Annotated in this window: 23 protein-coding genes and 1 other annotated feature; of the genes, 10 read left to right on the top strand and 13 right to left on the bottom strand. The window is 41.8% G+C overall.

Annotation, left to right across the window (positions count from 1 at the left end; genetic code table 11):
- Positions 1-177: a hypothetical protein gene (locus tag ACIFSR_RS22065; RefSeq protein ID WP_430059987.1), complete on the bottom strand. Its 177-nt coding sequence runs from the start codon at positions 175-177 to the stop codon at positions 1-3.
- Positions 178-222: 45 nt separating this feature from the next.
- Between ACIFSR_RS22065 and ACIFSR_RS22060 the strand changes: the two genes are divergently transcribed.
- Positions 223-594, top strand: a complete 372-nt coding sequence (locus tag ACIFSR_RS22060) for a toprim domain-containing protein (protein WP_430059985.1) — start codon at positions 223-225, stop codon at positions 592-594.
- On the opposite strand, the gene ACIFSR_RS22055 is transcribed toward ACIFSR_RS22060, so the two are convergent.
- Both ACIFSR_RS22055 and cyoE read right to left on the bottom strand, forming a co-directional pair.
- The gene (locus tag ACIFSR_RS22055; RefSeq protein ID WP_339204487.1) at positions 591-1,196 is read right to left on the bottom strand and encodes an SCO family protein; all 606 of its coding nucleotides are present in this window, start codon (positions 1,194-1,196) and stop codon (positions 591-593) included. The genes ACIFSR_RS22060 and ACIFSR_RS22055 overlap by 4 nt on opposite strands.
- A gap of 24 nt (positions 1,197-1,220) precedes the next feature.
- A complete protein-coding gene (gene cyoE / locus ACIFSR_RS22050; RefSeq protein ID WP_339204488.1) occupies positions 1,221-2,078 on the bottom strand; it encodes a heme o synthase in 858 nt (285 codons plus the stop codon).
- Positions 2,079-2,339: 261 nt separating this feature from the next.
- Between cyoE and ACIFSR_RS22045 the strand changes: the two genes are divergently transcribed.
- Positions 2,340-2,762 carry a cell wall hydrolase gene (locus ACIFSR_RS22045; RefSeq protein WP_076267501.1) on the top strand — a complete coding sequence of 141 codons (423 nt, stop codon included), beginning with the start codon at positions 2,340-2,342 and terminating at the stop codon, positions 2,760-2,762.
- Positions 2,763-2,798: 36 nt separating this feature from the next.
- Entirely contained in the window at positions 2,799-3,362 is a 564-nt protein-coding gene (gerQ, locus tag ACIFSR_RS22040) for a spore coat protein GerQ (protein ID WP_430059983.1), read from the top strand.
- On the opposite strand, the gene ACIFSR_RS22035 is transcribed toward gerQ, so the two are convergent.
- Entirely contained in the window at positions 3,352-3,660 is a 309-nt protein-coding gene (locus tag ACIFSR_RS22035) for a hypothetical protein (RefSeq protein WP_430059981.1), read from the bottom strand. The genes gerQ and ACIFSR_RS22035 overlap by 11 nt on opposite strands.
- Positions 3,661-3,747: 87 nt before the next feature.
- On the opposite strand from ACIFSR_RS22035, the gene ACIFSR_RS22030 reads away from it, so the two are divergent.
- Positions 3,748-4,734 carry a metal-dependent hydrolase gene (locus tag ACIFSR_RS22030; protein WP_339204491.1) on the top strand — a complete coding sequence of 329 codons (987 nt, stop codon included), beginning with the start codon at positions 3,748-3,750 and terminating at the stop codon, positions 4,732-4,734.
- Between the two features lie 165 nt (positions 4,735-4,899).
- Here the strand turns inward: ACIFSR_RS22030 and ACIFSR_RS22025 are convergent, their stop codons facing one another.
- Positions 4,900-5,112 (bottom strand): alpha/beta-type small acid-soluble spore protein, encoded by a 213-nt coding sequence (locus ACIFSR_RS22025; protein ID WP_054023438.1) that lies wholly within the window; start codon positions 5,110-5,112, stop codon positions 4,900-4,902.
- Positions 5,113-5,244: 132 nt separating this feature from the next.
- Here ACIFSR_RS22025 and ACIFSR_RS22020 point away from each other — a divergent pair, with 132 nt between their 5' ends.
- Entirely contained in the window at positions 5,245-5,421 is a 177-nt protein-coding gene (locus ACIFSR_RS22020) for a DUF5325 family protein (protein WP_179089778.1), read from the top strand.
- Positions 5,422-5,457: 36 nt separating this feature from the next.
- On the opposite strand, the gene trpS is transcribed toward ACIFSR_RS22020, so the two are convergent.
- Entirely contained in the window at positions 5,458-6,447 is a 990-nt protein-coding gene (gene trpS / locus ACIFSR_RS22015) for a tryptophan--tRNA ligase (RefSeq protein WP_339204492.1), read from the bottom strand.
- 60 nt (positions 6,448-6,507) lie between these two features.
- Positions 6,508-6,770: a binding site (T-box leader), on the bottom strand.
- Between the two features lie 120 nt (positions 6,771-6,890).
- Between trpS and ACIFSR_RS22010 the strand changes: the two genes are divergently transcribed.
- Entirely contained in the window at positions 6,891-7,928 is a 1,038-nt protein-coding gene (locus ACIFSR_RS22010; protein ID WP_430059978.1) for a permease, read from the top strand.
- Positions 7,925-8,755 (top strand): TIGR03943 family putative permease subunit, encoded by an 831-nt coding sequence (locus ACIFSR_RS22005; RefSeq protein ID WP_339204494.1) that lies wholly within the window; start codon positions 7,925-7,927, stop codon positions 8,753-8,755. The genes ACIFSR_RS22010 and ACIFSR_RS22005 overlap by 4 nt, the downstream gene beginning before the upstream one ends.
- A 56-nt stretch (positions 8,756-8,811) precedes the next feature.
- On the opposite strand, the gene ACIFSR_RS22000 is transcribed toward ACIFSR_RS22005, so the two are convergent.
- The 4 genes from ACIFSR_RS22000 to ACIFSR_RS21985 form a co-directional block, all read right to left on the bottom strand.
- On the bottom strand, positions 8,812-9,216 hold the full coding sequence (locus ACIFSR_RS22000; protein ID WP_076267494.1) for an O-methyltransferase: 405 nt from the start codon (positions 9,214-9,216) through the stop codon (positions 8,812-8,814).
- Positions 9,217-9,956: 740 nt separating this feature from the next.
- A complete protein-coding gene (locus ACIFSR_RS21995) occupies positions 9,957-10,265 on the bottom strand; it encodes a YolD-like family protein (RefSeq protein ID WP_430060429.1) in 309 nt (102 codons plus the stop codon).
- Positions 10,266-10,321: 56 nt separating this feature from the next.
- Complete coding sequence (locus ACIFSR_RS21990; protein WP_430059976.1) at positions 10,322-10,567, bottom strand: hypothetical protein; 246 nt, start codon at positions 10,565-10,567, stop codon at positions 10,322-10,324.
- Entirely contained in the window at positions 10,560-10,754 is a 195-nt protein-coding gene (locus ACIFSR_RS21985) for a hypothetical protein (protein WP_430059974.1), read from the bottom strand. Before ACIFSR_RS21985 ends, ACIFSR_RS21990 begins: the two co-directional genes overlap by 8 nt.
- Before the next feature lie 126 nt (positions 10,755-10,880).
- On the opposite strand from ACIFSR_RS21985, the gene ACIFSR_RS21980 reads away from it, so the two are divergent.
- From ACIFSR_RS21980 to ACIFSR_RS21970, 3 genes are all read left to right on the top strand, one after another.
- Complete coding sequence (locus ACIFSR_RS21980) at positions 10,881-11,765, top strand: DNA ligase (RefSeq protein WP_430059972.1); 885 nt, start codon at positions 10,881-10,883, stop codon at positions 11,763-11,765.
- A gap of 248 nt (positions 11,766-12,013) precedes the next feature.
- Positions 12,014-12,631 carry a hypothetical protein gene (locus ACIFSR_RS21975; RefSeq protein WP_430059970.1) on the top strand — a complete coding sequence of 206 codons (618 nt, stop codon included), beginning with the start codon at positions 12,014-12,016 and terminating at the stop codon, positions 12,629-12,631.
- The gene (locus ACIFSR_RS21970; RefSeq protein WP_430059968.1) at positions 12,615-13,694 is read left to right on the top strand and encodes an ImmA/IrrE family metallo-endopeptidase; all 1,080 of its coding nucleotides are present in this window, start codon (positions 12,615-12,617) and stop codon (positions 13,692-13,694) included. The genes ACIFSR_RS21975 and ACIFSR_RS21970 overlap by 17 nt, the downstream gene beginning before the upstream one ends.
- 130 nt (positions 13,695-13,824) lie before the next feature.
- Here the strand turns inward: ACIFSR_RS21970 and ACIFSR_RS21965 are convergent, their stop codons facing one another.
- The 3 genes from ACIFSR_RS21965 to ACIFSR_RS21955 form a co-directional block, all read right to left on the bottom strand.
- Positions 13,825-14,514: a DNA-methyltransferase gene (locus ACIFSR_RS21965; protein ID WP_430059966.1), complete on the bottom strand. Its 690-nt coding sequence runs from the start codon at positions 14,512-14,514 to the stop codon at positions 13,825-13,827.
- 99 nt (positions 14,515-14,613) lie between these two features.
- Positions 14,614-15,366 (bottom strand): peptidoglycan recognition protein family protein, encoded by a 753-nt coding sequence (locus tag ACIFSR_RS21960; protein ID WP_430059964.1) that lies wholly within the window; start codon positions 15,364-15,366, stop codon positions 14,614-14,616.
- Entirely contained in the window at positions 15,356-15,847 is a 492-nt protein-coding gene (locus ACIFSR_RS21955; RefSeq protein ID WP_430059962.1) for a phage holin family protein, read from the bottom strand. Before ACIFSR_RS21955 ends, ACIFSR_RS21960 begins: the two co-directional genes overlap by 11 nt.
- Positions 15,848-15,872 lie beyond the last annotated feature (25 nt).

Below are 15,872 nucleotides of genomic sequence, written 5' to 3'. Positions count from 1 at the left end.
TCAAACCTTGGCATTATCCTTGTATTGTTTATCCTGCTCGTAATCATAGCTTGCACTTGCCTCTACTAGTAAAATAATAAACGGTCTGCAAACTGCAGACCGTTTATTCATTTTCAAACGAAAAAACCGATCATTCCCGTTCTCGGTAAAATCGATGTTTGGTGGTAAACTATACATATGCTTCATGACCCTGCTCTACATTCACTACGCGAGGTGAGTTCCATGGATATAGCCATTATCGTAGAAGGAAAAAATGACAAGGCAAGACTTAAGCGCGTCCTTCATCAAGATGTACCGATTTTCTGCACCTTCGGCACTCCCGGTTCGGAGCAATTGGACAAGCTTAGAAAACAAATTGGCAAAAGCCAAGCTTATATTTTCACCGACAATGATTCCTCTGGAAAACGGATTCGCTTCTTATTGCGCGACGTATTTCCAGATGCTGAGCATATTTATACCCGCAGAGGTTATTCAGGCGTAGAGCATACGCCAGAGGAATACTTAATTGAGCAATTAGAAAAAGCGGGCCTCGATGCGCATATCCTGTACCCTGCGCAGAGTCCCGCTTCTATTTGGAGCAAAGATGAATTTTAAAGCACCTTGTTTAATTGATTTACAATTTCCTCAGCCGTCAAATCTTCTTTGCTGCCATCAATCCACTTGCGAATTTGCCCGTCCTTATCCACAATCGTAATGACATTGGAGTGAGAGAAGGAGCCATCCTCATTTTTAATGACGCCAATGCCAAAATCTCTAGCAATTTGCATCGTGTTAGATTCATCGCCCCGCAGGAAACGCCAACCATTAAGATCAGCAAAATTCCGCTTTGCAAAATCACGAATGACTTCAGGTGTATCCCGTACTGGATCAAACGTAATCGAGATGAGCTCTGCTTTAGTGCCGAGCTTGCCTTCCTCTTTAAGCTGCTCCTGTACCTGCGACAGCAAGAAGGTAGTAGGCGGACAAACATCTGGACAATTTGCGAAATAGAAATATACAATTCGCGCCTTACCATTTGTTGAAGCGAGTGTTACCTTCTGATCATCCAGATCTGTCAGCTCAAACGCTGGCGCAGCCTTCTCGATTGGAAGAGTCTGCTTCTCCGGCATGCCGTACGTAATAAATAAATAAATTCCCATTGCTGCGCAAAGCGCAAGTACCGCAATTTTGAAGCTATGCTTTTTGACAAAATCCACGCCAGTCACTCCTTAAGACGATAATTATGATCCCGTCGTATTAAGAATCATAACGATAAATATAACCATTAAATAATTGACCGAGATAAGAAAATTGGTTTTCGCCCATTTGTCGGTATCCTTGGCTTTTGGCCCACGCAACGTATGGATAAGCCAGATTAAGCCGCCTGCAACGGATATGACCAAGAAGAAAATACCAACGTAACCGTAGGAATAAAACAATATGCCCGTTGGCAAAAGCAATACGATGTATGGAATCATTTGAAACTTCGTACGTTTGATTCCTTTCACGACAGGCAGCAATGGAAAACCTGCTGCGCGATATTCTTCTACCCTTCTAATGGCAAGCGACCAGAAATGAGCAGGCTGCCACAGAAACATCAGAGCAAACAATATCCAAGCACCCGCATCGATTTCACCTGTTACCGCGCAATAACCGATAACCGGCGGCATCGCGCCAGAGATGCCTCCAACCGATGTACTCCAAGTTGAAGTACGCTTGAGCCACATCGTGTAAACCACAATATAAACACCCCAGCCTAGCAGTCCGAGCCAACCCGATAATGGGTTAACGAGCAGGAAGAGAACAGCTAGTCCAACAACCCCCAAAATAATACCATAAGCCAGAACAGAGCCTGGCGTCATTCGACCGGTAGGAAGCGCGCGATCCTTCGTACGTTCCATTTTCAAATCAAGTTCCCGATCCCAATAATTATTAATCACGGTTGCTGACGCTATCGTCAACGTTGAGCCGATAATCGCCCATATAAGCAATAGAACGTTAATGTCCCATTTGGAAGCAACCATGAAACCACCTATCGCAGCGAATACATTAAGTCGAAGTAGCCGCGGTTTTGTCAATGCAATCCAGTCTTTAAGCACGAAGCTAGCCTCCCAAGTTATGCGACAAGACGCTGATGGCGTCTATCATCCATTGATGAATCGTTTTTAATCATACCGAAAAAAGAACACGATGACAACGTTCGACGGTTTTGTTCATCATTTTGCCACGTAAATTGTGACAAATCATTTAGTAACCAAATGGGCGGGTGCACAATACAATAACTATGTAGTTTGATGCCTATGCCGAACAGCACATTAAACCGTCCTAAAGTCTACGAAAGGAAGTGATCTGTCAATTCCATGGCTGTCATCAAAACCAATTCCGAAGATACGAAGATGCTCGCTAGGCTCATGCGAGCGGAAGCAGAGGGCGAGGGCGAGCTCGGCATGCTTATGGTAGGCAACGTTGGCGTAAACCGTGTACTAGGAAATTGTATCGACTTTAGAAATCTTCGGTCCATCCCAGACATGGTCTATCAAAGTCCTGGCGGTTTCGAAGCAATCACCAAAAGCTACTTTTATCAAAGCGCTCGTGATAAAGATATTCGATTAGCAAAGCGGGTCATTAACGGCGAACGTCAACACCCGGCTTCTAATGCATTATGGTTTTTCCGTCCAGCAGGCAGCTGCCCTGATACGTGGTGGGATCAGGCTAACAGCGGAAGGTATAAGAAACATTGCTTCTTCGTTCCAACGCCAGAGGATTGTCCGGCCGTTTATTAAAACTATTCCTAATGTATGAAAGTGAGGAAATTCTAAATGTCTAATGGTTATGGTTACAAAAATCAAGTAAGCCCCGCAAATACAGGTCCTGTTCAAGGATTCGGCTACGGCGGATATGGTCAATATCAATATCCAATGGGCATGGGAATGCAGCAGCCGATGGGCATGCAACAGCCAACTACGCTCCCAGCCAACTTTCAAACCCAACAAGCACAAGTCATTCCTCCAAATGTGCCAAGCGGATCGTTTATTACGCCACAAGGCGGCACCATCGTTTCGATGCCTTCCGTTGAAGAATCCTATGTAGAAAACATTTTGCGTCTGAACCGCGGCAAAATGGCAACTTTTTATATGACTTACGAAAACAATCGTGAGTGGAACGCCAAGATTTTTAAAGGAATCATCGAAGCTGCTGGACGTGATCATATCGTTATTAGCGATCCAACGACTGGTATGCGCTACTTACTTTTGACGCTTAATCTTGATTATGTAACATTCGATGAGCCGATTGCTTATGAATATCCGTTCCAAGGCGGAGTAGTAAGCTCTTCCACTCCACTTGGCATGGCTACTCTCGGAACAGCAAATTCTAGCCGTTAATCGCTGCTTCGCCCTTTAGATGTGCTGGCTTAAACGTCCAAATGTGCATTTTCGCAGCTCCCCCAACAATAAAGTTCGAAATATGCATCCAAGAGGAACGCTCACTGCAGCGTTCTTTTTTGATTTGCTCTGCTTGCTCGCAGGTAGCTGCGTTCCATACCTCTACAAATAAACCCGGCTGATCTGTTCCTTCATATAATTGTACATCGTGTCCTTCCTTTAGCAGCGAAGCTGTGTAGTCAAGATATTGTGCCCGAAATTCTGGTGAAACACGATATTCTGCAAAACAAATGTACATTTGCCTTCAGTCTCCTTTAGATTATATTGATAAAGTTGCTCCCTTCCGCCGATACTACATCTAATTATCGATTGGGGAGGACTTGTCATGGACACAGGCACACATCTTATCATGGGCATCGGTTTAGGGGGACTTGCCGCAATTGATCCCGTGGTAGCAGCAAATCCAGCCATTCACACCGCTGTATTGCTCGGCACAGTTATCGGATCGCAAGCGCCCGATTTAGATGGCCTACTTCGTTTAAAAGGCAATGCGATTTATATTCGCAATCATCGCGGCATTTCTCACTCCTTGCCGGCTATCGCCATTTGGACTGCGCTAATTACCGGCCTCCTCCAATTGTTTTACCGCGGCTCGCTCCCTTGGCTGCATATTGGGGGCTGGGTGCTGCTCGCCGTATGCGTGCATGTATTCACCGATTTATTTAATACTTACGGCACTCAAGCGATGCGGCCCTTCACGGACAAATGGATCTCTTGGAACATTATACACATATTTGATCCCATCATTTTCACAACGCATGTCATAGCTATTTTACTGTGGGCAGGCGGATTCGTAAATCCAGCTTCAATATTCCCGCTTATGTACTTGTTTCTAGCCATTTATTTTGTATGGCGGACAGTTACCTCCAGAAGTACGCTGCAACGGATGAAGACGCTGGACACTGAATATCATGAAGGCGATGCTTATATCGTCATTCCAACGATTTCTCTAACGATATGGAATGTAGTCAAGCAAGTTAAAAATGGCGGATTCGCGATTGGAAATTTACGCAATAACAATTTAGTATGGATTGATTATGTGGAATGCTCTGATCACCCGGCAGTCGCCAAATCCAAAAACGATCCCGCCATTCGATCCTTTTTATATTTCACCAGCTTTGCCTGCGCAGACGTTCGGGAGCATTCATGGGGATATGAGGTCAGATGGTGCGACGTACGATATCGCCATCGCAAGCAATACCCATTCGTTGGCGTTCTGCTTATGAATAAAAAGGATGAGACCATTGGCTCTTATGTCGGCTGGCTTAGCGATGAACGTTTATTGAAAAGATTGCGCATGGATACTTTTTAGTATTGACGTTAGAAAGCCCTTTGCTTCAAAATAGAGGGGGCTTTCTTTTTTTGTTTTATATTATAGAAGAAAGTCGATCAGCCCTGTGCTAAAATGATGGTTACCATAATAAAAAGCCCAAGGATTACCCTTGGGCTTCATTTCATCACTGTGTATTAGAAGCGATTAACGGGAGCCGCCTGACAATTGTTGTTCAGCAATTTGAACAAGCTTTTTCGTAATATAACCACCTAGGGAGCCTGCATCACGAGTTGAAACATTACCGTAGTAGCCATCTTGAGGAATTTGTACGCCCAGTTCTTGCGCTGCCTCAAGTTTCATTTGTTGTAATGCTGCAGTTGCTTGTGGAACAACAAGTTGATTTCTGCTTCCTGCCATAATGTATTTCTCCTTTCGTCCTCTGCACTTTGATGTGTGTTGCAAGCTTGCAAGCTTATTATGCGCACCATCAAAGAATCTATTCTTAAACCATTAAAATATATTGACGATTTATTAAGGAGAGAAAACAAGATGTCCAAACCGCTTTCTTTGTTCTTTTCCGTACTAGCTATCGTATTTATGAGCGCTATGGCTATCTCCATCAGCTATAATGGCTGGTTTGTATTATTGTTTGGTTTGTTGAGCCTTTTCACAATAGGAGCCGGCTTTATTACAAAAGCTCGCTTGCGCAGAAAAAAACAAGGCTGACGCTATGGGGCGTCAGCCTTGTAAGTACCTAAAAGATTAGCCGCGAGGCGGCAGAAAACCCATAAGCTCTTTCACGTCTGCAAGTGTACGATCTGCGACCAAGGAAGCCTTTTCTGCGCCTTGCTTCAAGATTTGATGAATCTCGCCTGAACTGCGAATTTCATTATATCTAGCTTGCAGCGGTTCTATAACCGCAACCACCTGCTCCGCAAGATCCTTCTTGAAAGGTCCATAACCTTGCCCCTCATAACGAGCCTCGATATCTTCAATGCTCATATTTGCACAATGAGCATAAATACTCATTAGATTGCTAATCTCAGGTTTATTTGCTGGATCGTATTTCACTTCGCGGCCTGAATCTGTTGTCGCTCTGCTAATTTTTTTGCGAATCACATCTGGAGAATCAAGCAGCGCAATGAAGCTTCCTACATTTGGATTGCTTTTGCTCATTTTTTTGCTGGCATCATCAAGCGACATTACCCTAGCGCCTACTTTCGGAATATAAGGCTCCGGTATCGTAAAGTATTTGCCAAACCTTGTATTGAAGCGATGCGCCAAATCACGAGTAAGCTCCAAATGCTGCTTCTGATCGTCGCCAACTGGTACAAGATCCGCATTATAAACCAATATATCGGCAGCCATCAGCGTCGGATAGACGAACAGCCCCGCCCCAACAGAATCTTTGCCTGCAGATTTATCTTTGAACTGCGTCATTCTTTCCAGCTCGCCCATGTTGGCAAGCGTTGTAAACAACCATCCAAGCTCAGCATGCGCGCGAACATGCGATTGTACAAATACATTCGCTTTGAGCGGATCTATGCCTGCAGCAATAAATAATGCGGCTACCGCTTCCGTTTGTTCTCTTAAGGCAGCCGGCTCCTGTGGAACCGAAATCGCATGCAAATCAACGATCATAAAAAAGCATTCTTCTGTATGCTGCAGCTTTACGAAGTTTTGCATGGCGCCAATGTAGTTTCCAAGTGTAAGCTGACCGCTTGGCTGAATACCGGAGAGTACTTTTTTCATAATGCTTCGACCTCTTTCTTGTCAATTTTAGTCTAAAAAAAACGCAAAAAATCCCCCGCCGCAAGGGACGAGGGACCGTGGTGCCACCCTAATTCGCTTATGGTACGCTTTGTTATACAATCGAAGCGCATTAAAAATCCCATAAGCCTTGTTGCTCCGTAACGGGGAGCGTCCGTACAAACATCTTCGGCTGCTCGTGCAGCCAGTTTCCGTTCATAGGCTCCGGGGCCCATTCAGCATCGTTGTTTGCACCGGTTCGCAGCAACCACCGGCTCTCTGTACGCAATCCAATCGAGCTTACTTATTCCCATCATTGCATTTAAAACGATTATACATCTGTAATCGTTAATGTCAAGCGATACGAAAGTTGTCCTATCCCGCATCGATACCGCATAAGCTATAGTCATAATCGTAATCCTTACATAAAGAAAGGATATTGGACTATGGCAAAATTTCTATACCGCATCTGTACGCCATTGCTTGGATTAGGCTGCTTGATCATGCTCGCCCTTATCGTAACCAATCGAGAGCTTCCTACACATCTTTTTAGTATCGCTAATTTGCAATCCTTCAAAATATTATTTATAAGCATTATTTTAGAAGCATTTCCATTTATCCTGCTCGGGGTGATCTTTTCTGCAATTCTGCAAGTCTTCGTTTCGGACGAGCTCATTCAAAAATTCATGCCCAAAAACCCAGTAATGGGAGTTCTCTTTGGGGCGCTGCTAGGCATTTTATTCCCATTATGTGAATGCGGAATGATACCGGTTGTCAGGCGGCTTATTCGCAAAGGCATGCCTGCTTATATCGGAATCGTTTATTTATTGGCAGGCCCCGTCGTTAATCCAATCGTTTTTGCATCAACCTTTGCTGCTTTTCGAACGACGCCAGAAATGGCTTACGCACGAATGATATTAGCCTTTGTCATTGCCGTTATCATCGGCTTGCTCCTTTATAAATTTATGCGCAGCAGTCCGCTCAAATTAGCTCAACCGTTTCATTTAATCAAGCAGGGTCATACACATAGCCACAATCACACCCATATTCATGAGCATGGGACAAGCGGTACTGGATTCCGTGGAAGAGCCGCCTCAACCCTATCACATGCTTCAAACGAGTTTTTTGAAATGGGCAAATATTTTATTTTCGGAGCAATGTTGACCGCCATTATTCAAACGGTTATTGATCGCAGCACCTTTGAGGCATTTGCTGATCAGCCTTTATTTTCATATCTTTTCATGATGGGCTTTGCTTTTATATTATCAATCTGCTCCACTTCAGATGCTTTCATTGCTTCATCGTTCAGCGGCATGTTTGATTTTGGACCGCTGCTTGCTTTTCTTGTATTCGGCCCAATGATCGATCTTAAAAATACATTAATGCTGCTAACGACATTCCGTATTAAATTCGTATTTATTCTCATTGTACTAACCGCGGCGCTAACCTTCATCGGCGCTTGGATAATGGAGGCGCTGCTATGATTCATCATCTTTTACGTGCCGCCATTCTTACAGGTTTTGCTCTGTTTATTCTCTACTTGGATCAAACGGGTGAAATGGCCCTTTATATCGCTCCAAAAATGGAGGTATACGTAAAGCTGTCAGCGTTAGGCCTCTATGCAGCAGCTATTTATCAAGTCTATGCCGCTTTACAGAAACGTATCGGAAATCAAACGCCAAGCTGTGATTGCGAGCACGAGCCATCTCCATCCGTGTTCAAAAACATCATCATTTATGGGTTGTTTATTTTTCCGCTGCTGCTCGGTTTTCTCGTTCCGACCGGGACGCTTGGGAGCGATATTGCTTCAAAAAAAGGGATCAGCTTATCTGGAATTTCAACAGCTGAAGAGAATGGTGCCGGAATCGATGCCTTTTATCCTTTCGATGGCTATATGGAAGCACATACAGCATACGCGAAGAAGCTGTACAGCCAACCACTTATCCGTGTACCGGATACTCAATTTATTGAGACGTTGACGACATTTGATCTCTTTCGAGAGAAACTTATCGGTAAAGAAGTTGAAATTTCGGGGTTTATTTACCACGAGGACGAGATGGGCAAGGAGCGATTTGCGGTCAGTAGATTTGCAATGAATTGTTGTTCAGCCGACGCTATGCCTTATGGACTTATGGTATCTTGGCCAAAAGCGATGGATTACGCCGACGATGAATGGGTGACGGTGACAGGAAGGTTAACGACATCAACTTATATGAATCATGTTGTCATGACTTTAGAAGCCCAGCGGCTTGAACGAATCAAGGTTCCAGAGTCACCTTATGTGTATCCTGATCTTGATTTCGGACAATAAAATGAGGAGCTGACGGATGCCCGTCAGCTCTTTTTTTCTTCTATACGTAATTTTGTTTATTGTGAATCCCATAAATCATTTCTTTTCGGATAATAGCGAGAATTCCAATTGGCCATATTGTAATTAGATTCAAAAAGTATGCTTGCCGACCAAGAATTAGCGCTTGAACGAACGGAAAAATCATATAAAATTTCGCCATGCGACCAGTCTTTCCTAAACTTAAGCGATTCAATGGCCATTTGTTTAAATGCCTGTACCTGAACAGCTGTCAGTCCTTTATCAACACTCTCGAACTTTCCATTTTTGCATTCGATTGGATGGTGCCTAACCCCAAATTTACCCACCGCATTGTTCCGAATATGTATTAATACTGTACCAGCCGTAGCGTTTGTCAGTTCACTTTCAAGCTGACGAAACACGAATTCAACTTGACGAGCGAGAGCTGCAGATTCCGTTTGCATACTTATTATCCTCCTTTATGATTTATTAGGCATGAGTTTCCATTTAGGTCTCAACGCATATTATATAGTCCATTTCTATCATTATCAATATACTAAACAACATTATTTTTGTTTATTTGATATTATTCGACTCTCATTTAATGACTATATAACTTATTTTTACATAATTAAAGAAAGATCATTTCGATTCATCTAAATAAAATGAACCTTGCGAACTAAAATATTTTTTTAATTTAATTTTTCAATTCTAGTTTCTAGATGCTTTTCTTTCTTACTTAGGAGTTATGTACCATGCTATCTAAACCATCAATTAATAATAAAAACGATTTCTAATTACCGATAATGGTATCATTTTCTATTTATTGTTACACCGAAAACGTATTTAGTATTTTCCGAAGTGCCGCATGCGGTCATTATTTATCTATTTTTTATGAATCGACAATTATAGACCAATTTCGCAGCTGGTGCTATAATATGGATACTCCATTTGTTTTCGTGATTTTTCATATTTCATCGTATGAGCAATGGAAAAGATATATTTTTAATTTATTATCGTAAACACTTTCGCCACCTTTCGCATGCAACCGCCGTAATCGTGACTTTTTACGTGACTTTTTGTTGTCGAGTGGTTCTTAGCATATTCGACTCTGAAATCATGTGACCGAAATAACAAAGCCCGCTAACCATCAGGTTGGCGGGCTTTTATTATATTGAGTATTAATACATCGACTAGCCTCTTGCTAATCCGAATTCTGTACTTTCATAATATCTAGGAAGTGAACTTTCGTTGTCTCGCCTTTAAACTCAATATGAACTGACTTTGTTCGAGAGTCCATCTTTGTTATTTTCCCAATAACGGGCTGATCCCAATTCCAAACAATCAGCTTGATCATTAATTCTTCCTGCTGAGCTTCGACCAGGCGTTCTCCTAATTCTTCTAATTCGAACTCATCCCTAGTTGGTCTTTTCGGTCCCTTTGCTCTTGCCATGTCTAGATCCTCCAATTCTATACGCTGCTTATTTATTGCTACAACATGCTCAGGTAACATCATGCGGCTACTAGACCACATTTTATTGCTCTCTGGATCTAATCGATTAACCTTCTTCATTTAATCCATCCTCGAGGCATTACCGGCTTAGCTGCTTCGCGGTTATATAGCACTTTAAATGTATTAGCTTTTCTATCCCACAATACAAAACCTTCTTTGACCAAGATATTAATAGCATCTTTCACCTGATCTTCTGTCCGTTGAGTTTTTTGAATTAAATAATCCACATCTATAATAGAAGGATCGTTACGGTACACGTTCCACATGACTGTTAAAACCTTGCGTGCTGCATCATCAAGCATGCTGTTTAATCAACTCCACATCAATTATGCTTTCTACATTAAATACACGTGGCGCATTTGCACTTAGGCAAAAGGCTCTGACCTTTCCATTGCGCACGGATAATACCTGAATTGATCGAATTGATATATTCTTTTTTCGGTCGTTATAGATGATTTGTACTGTCTGGCCGATATATTTTTCAATCATGACCATCACTCCAATACGAATACTTGTTCTTATAATATACACGAACGCACGTTCTTTGTTCAAGTTGTTAGAATTATTTTTTCTTATGTGTCAATCATAATTGAAAATCAAGGAAAAGGTGATTTTATGAATCTCATGACTTTGCCAAAAGTCCCAATGGCTCCGATCACTTCCTCTGAAATACCTGTTGGACCCGAATGGGGATACCAAATAAAATGGGACGGTGTTCGAACGCTAGTCAGGCTTGATGGCAACGGCGGAGTAGAGATATTTTCGAAAAGGGTTGAACCTAGAAACGATCGTTTTCCCGAGATTGTTGAATTGTTAAGTCCGCTGCGGATAGGAGCCTGTGTGCTAGATGGCGAGATTGCATACTTTGACGGTAGTCGACCTAAATTCCAGCGGGTTCTAGTGGGTGTCAATCGCAAAAAATACGATGAGAATATGATATTTGTGGCATTCGATATGTTATACGATGAAGGCGAGGATATCCGGCCACTCCCATTTAAAGAAAGATACGCTCGTCTTGCTGCTAAATTTCCAGAAAAGCAACCGAGGGTCTTTGTCACTGACCTAGTATACGACGGCCCAGCTCTCTGGGAATGGGTAAACACTCGGGAATGGGAAGGAATCATCTCTAAGAAACTGGATAGTCCTTATGTCGAAGCAAAGAAACATAAATATTGGTTCAAGAAGAGAAAAGAAGTTCGAATTATCGCGGACGTTGTGGGTATTAAGCTGAAAGAAGGTTATGTATCTAGCCTTGTACTGCGTTACAAAGATAAATATGTTGGTCATGTCTCTGGGATTGATTCCGCATCTAAAAAAGTCCTTCGACAGTTCATGACTGATCACCCAGGAGAATGTCCCTTTCCTTCCCTGTCATCCGGTATAAAGAAATCTGATGTTGTTTGGCTTGCTGTGCCGTTTCCTTGTAGAGTAACAGCTCTCGAATTCACTGACACGGGGATTTTAAGGCAACCAAAATTAATTGGATTTGGCGGAGAATAAAATCCAAAATCCCAATCAGTTGGGATTTTGGAAAAAAGAGCCCAACACCAAAAATCGTCTAGCCCCAATAATGTATAGGTCAGTGGATTTTGTTTATTAAATGGTTCACCCTCTTGGCGCTGCAAACAGATTTCATGTATGTTTTCTAATTTAGGAATATTTTTAGGAATATTATACATTGATTTTGCCAAAGATTGAGTGTACAATTAATAATTATAGTTAAGAACAACTGAAATGAGGTTGAAACAATGGAGCCAATGAGTAAGGAACAGGCTAATGATATACTAGAACCTTATCTTATAAGATTAAGGAAATGTATTTTCGATGCCGTAAATGGTTATTATACAGGTCCAGATTACATAAATGTAAGACACAAGCATTCCCCTAGGTCTTCAGCTTCATTGTGCCACGATCACATTACAGAAGCTATAAGAAGTGAATTTGAAAATGAGACTGGGTTTCATGCTTCAAAAAAACGCGGTATATTCACTTTATCTGTGAAAGGTATCGTTGTACTCCGATTCAAAAAGTTTAATAATAACCTTTTGTCATCCGGCATTAACACGAAACAACTGAGAGCTTTTAACCTCCAAGATACTGTTCAATTAGAAATAGAAAATCTTGTTCCAAACGGATTATTGCATGTAGGTTATGTTATGAACGCTTTAGGGACCGAAGTCAAGGATGTATATATTACTTACCGATACGGAAACGTTAATGTTTGGAGTATACCATTGACCGGGGTCGACATCGCAGAACCTGAATTGTTCCCTGTTTCTGCAACTATTTCCACAACAAGAAAAAGAACAGTTAAAGCGAAAGGAATTACTGCAACAGTGGGTGATGAAAATGCAATCAATTCTTAACAACGAGTATAATCCACAACTATTTATCATTGGTAGGGAATCGCGTGGAATTAGTCAGAATGAAATGTCAAAACAATTGGGTATTTCTCAAGGTAAGTTATCTAAAATTGAGAATGGATTGTTACCTGTAAACGAAGAGGAGATTAATTTATTTTCTCAACTTCTAAATTACCCCATCTCTTTCTTCTCCAGAAATGAAAAGACATATGGTGTAGGTTTGAGTGAATTTTTCCACAGAAAAAAACAAGCCGTGCCTCAAAAGGTTCTTTCAAAAATATATGCTCGATTAGAAATAAGAAGGATGGAAATATTCAATCTTTTACGCTCGGTGGAAATTGGTGGAGATGATTTCCCTTATATGGACCCCGATCAATATAACGGTAATGTCGAACAAATCGCACAAACCATGAGAGCTTCTTGGAAATTACAAAGAGGACCTATACAAAATATTGTGGATATCATCGAAGAAGCCGGAGGCATTGTTATTCCATTTGATTTCGAAGGTGCAAATGTTGATGCCATATGCTTATCACATCCCGGATCTCCACCGTTGGTATTCACGAATTTTGATAGGCCGATGGACCGAATTAGGTTTACCCTAGCGCATGAAATTGGACATTTAGTTATGCATAGAAAACCACCTAGTGAAGATACAGATATCGAGGAACAGGCAGATAGGTTCGCATCTGAGTTCTTAATGCCAAAATCAGAAATTTCTTCTCAGTTAGTTGATATCAACTTAAAAAAGCTTGCCACATTAAAGCCTTACTGGAAAGTATCAATGGCTGCTCTTTTAGTTCGTTCACGTGATCTAGGAAAATTAGCTGATAGACAATACCGCCATTTTTGGATGCAGATGGGTCAGGCTGGATATCGCACAAGAGAGCCTGTCGAGCTTGATGTTCCTTTAGAAACTCCTTTAACACTGGAAGAAGTAATCGGCGTTTATCAAAATGATTTTAAATATACTCAAAAAGACATTTGTGAGGTCTTAAAGTTGAATGAGGTTGAAGCATCATATTACTATCCTATCTCGTCCTCTCACTTGCGAAGAGTTAAATAATACAGATAAAGCCGCTAACCTTCTGGAAAGCGGCTCTTCTTTTTTTCGAGGTTTATCCACTCTAAGTGGCTACTGATTAACATAGCCCCATTGTGCTTACAATAGAAGATAGCTTTGGTAGGAACTTGTTTTACTCAGAAAGATAAACTTTATCTAATCTCGCATTTGTAATTTCGAAATATGCTTGGTCTAGTTCAAATCCAATTACTTCACGTCCCAACTGTTTAGCAGCAACAGGCACCGGACCTGAGCCCACAAAGAAATCGGCAATTGTCTCTCCTTCAAAACTACTGTTCAAAATAATATCATCCATTAGCAAAGCTGGCTTTTCAGTTGGATGAACGGTTTTATTCCCAGAAATCCTTGGAATGCTCCAAATGTCTGTAGTTGAACGTGTTGGAATCCTTCTTGCCTTACCGTCACCCTTTACAGCAAATATAATAAACTCATGGCGGAAACGATATTGATGCCCCATTCCCATATGCACTTTGTCCCAAACAATGCAGTTTTTTATAACAAATCCACAACGCCTCATCCACAATGCCAATTGAGGGTACATACGCCAATCAATAAAAACGTAAATATGATGCCCTGGCTTTAAGATTCGATGAGCTTCACGCAGCCATTGAAAAGTAAATCTTTGATAGTTACGATCTGACAAGTTATCGTTTGCAATAATTGAAAAACGTGGTTTTTTTGATTTTGTTTGAGTCGTGCCTCCAAAACCCAAATTATAAGGCGGGTCAGTAACAATCAAATCTATACTCTCATCTTTAATGTACTTCTTTGAACCTTCTATACAATCCATATTATAAATCATTTCTCTTCTCCTATCGAACGTATGTTCTTTTTATGGGTAAAAAAAAACACCAGCCGAATGCTGATGTTTTAATTTTTAAATCTTAGTATAGGTATCTACCTACTTATTTTTATGAATAGCACGCAATGATACTGCTAGAGTGCGCCAGCCTTCAGCAGTGAATTTAGGATCGTGAATAATACTGCCTAAATCAATATACATGAACTCTTCACCAAACCATGGAGGAGCTGGCACAAGGCGCTTTGATTCCACAAGTTCCTCAAGGTGTTTTTCTTGCTCTTTAACTAATTTCGCCAAATCCTCATATGCCTTTTTTTCTGATGCTGTCATTGGTTGATCCTCCTCTTTAATAGGCTGCAGTTTTGCCGCAACTCTTGATTTAAACTCCGTCCACCCTGCCCATGTACCGTTGCTATACATTAGTCGAGGACAAATCTTACCGCTCCAGTCATAATGCCGACGTAGCCGATCCACGCCCCAACCGTACTGCTTCAGCAGTTTCGCAGCCAACTCTACTGCGTTACTCAGAGATTTGGAATAGTCTCCACTCTCACAAATCTCAATGCTAATCGACGTTCTGTTGCCACTTGCAGCGTTGCTCCCATCGCCCGCATGCCAAGCATTCTCATTCAGCGGCAAACACTCAATGACCTCACGCTCGTCCACAACAAGATGATAAGATGCGGTCCGGGTATTGGTCGGGTTCGTGAGCCACGACCTTTCATTTCTCGCTGTGCTTGTCGGATTCCCTGTGTTGTGAATAGTTATAGAGGTTGCTGCCATCAAAAGCGCTGGACGGCGGTTATTAGCCGTCCCTTTGGGTATGTGATCTTTTACGTAATTAATTGACATTCTCATTTCCTCCTTTGAATTCAGATTTGTTTTTGCTAGCACGATCCACTTTATTTTTAAGCTCCGACTCAATATGAGACATGACAGATTGTGGTATCCATTTACCCCAACCGGCACGATAAGCGTTCGCCGTTAACGATTGCCAAGTATGATATATGATACCGAGCGTAATCGCATAAAACAGTAAACCAGGTACGCCAAGCATTGCATCCAAAAGATTAGCGAGCGCTGGCAGTGCGAAAAGAAACAGGGTACGCGGTACACCCTGCCGTAATCCATACTCGCTTGAAAATGTTTTATCTTTTAGTGCCGCCGAAATGCCTGTTATCCAGTCCAAAGCGATGACAACAATTAAGAGCACAATCGGTATTAACCGACCATTCCCATAGATCAAAGAGACCCATGGAGCAATTGCAGCTCCTATTATTGCTGCAATTGCTCTACCTTCCGTTACATCTACTGATAGCCATTGTTTAAACATTGATGTTCATCCCCTTAATTTTCTG

The organism is Paenibacillus sp. NRS-1760 (assembly GCF_050467785.1).
Classification (GTDB): domain Bacteria; phylum Bacillota; class Bacilli; order Paenibacillales; family Paenibacillaceae; genus Pristimantibacillus.
This window is presented reverse-complemented; position numbering and strand designations above follow the sequence as displayed.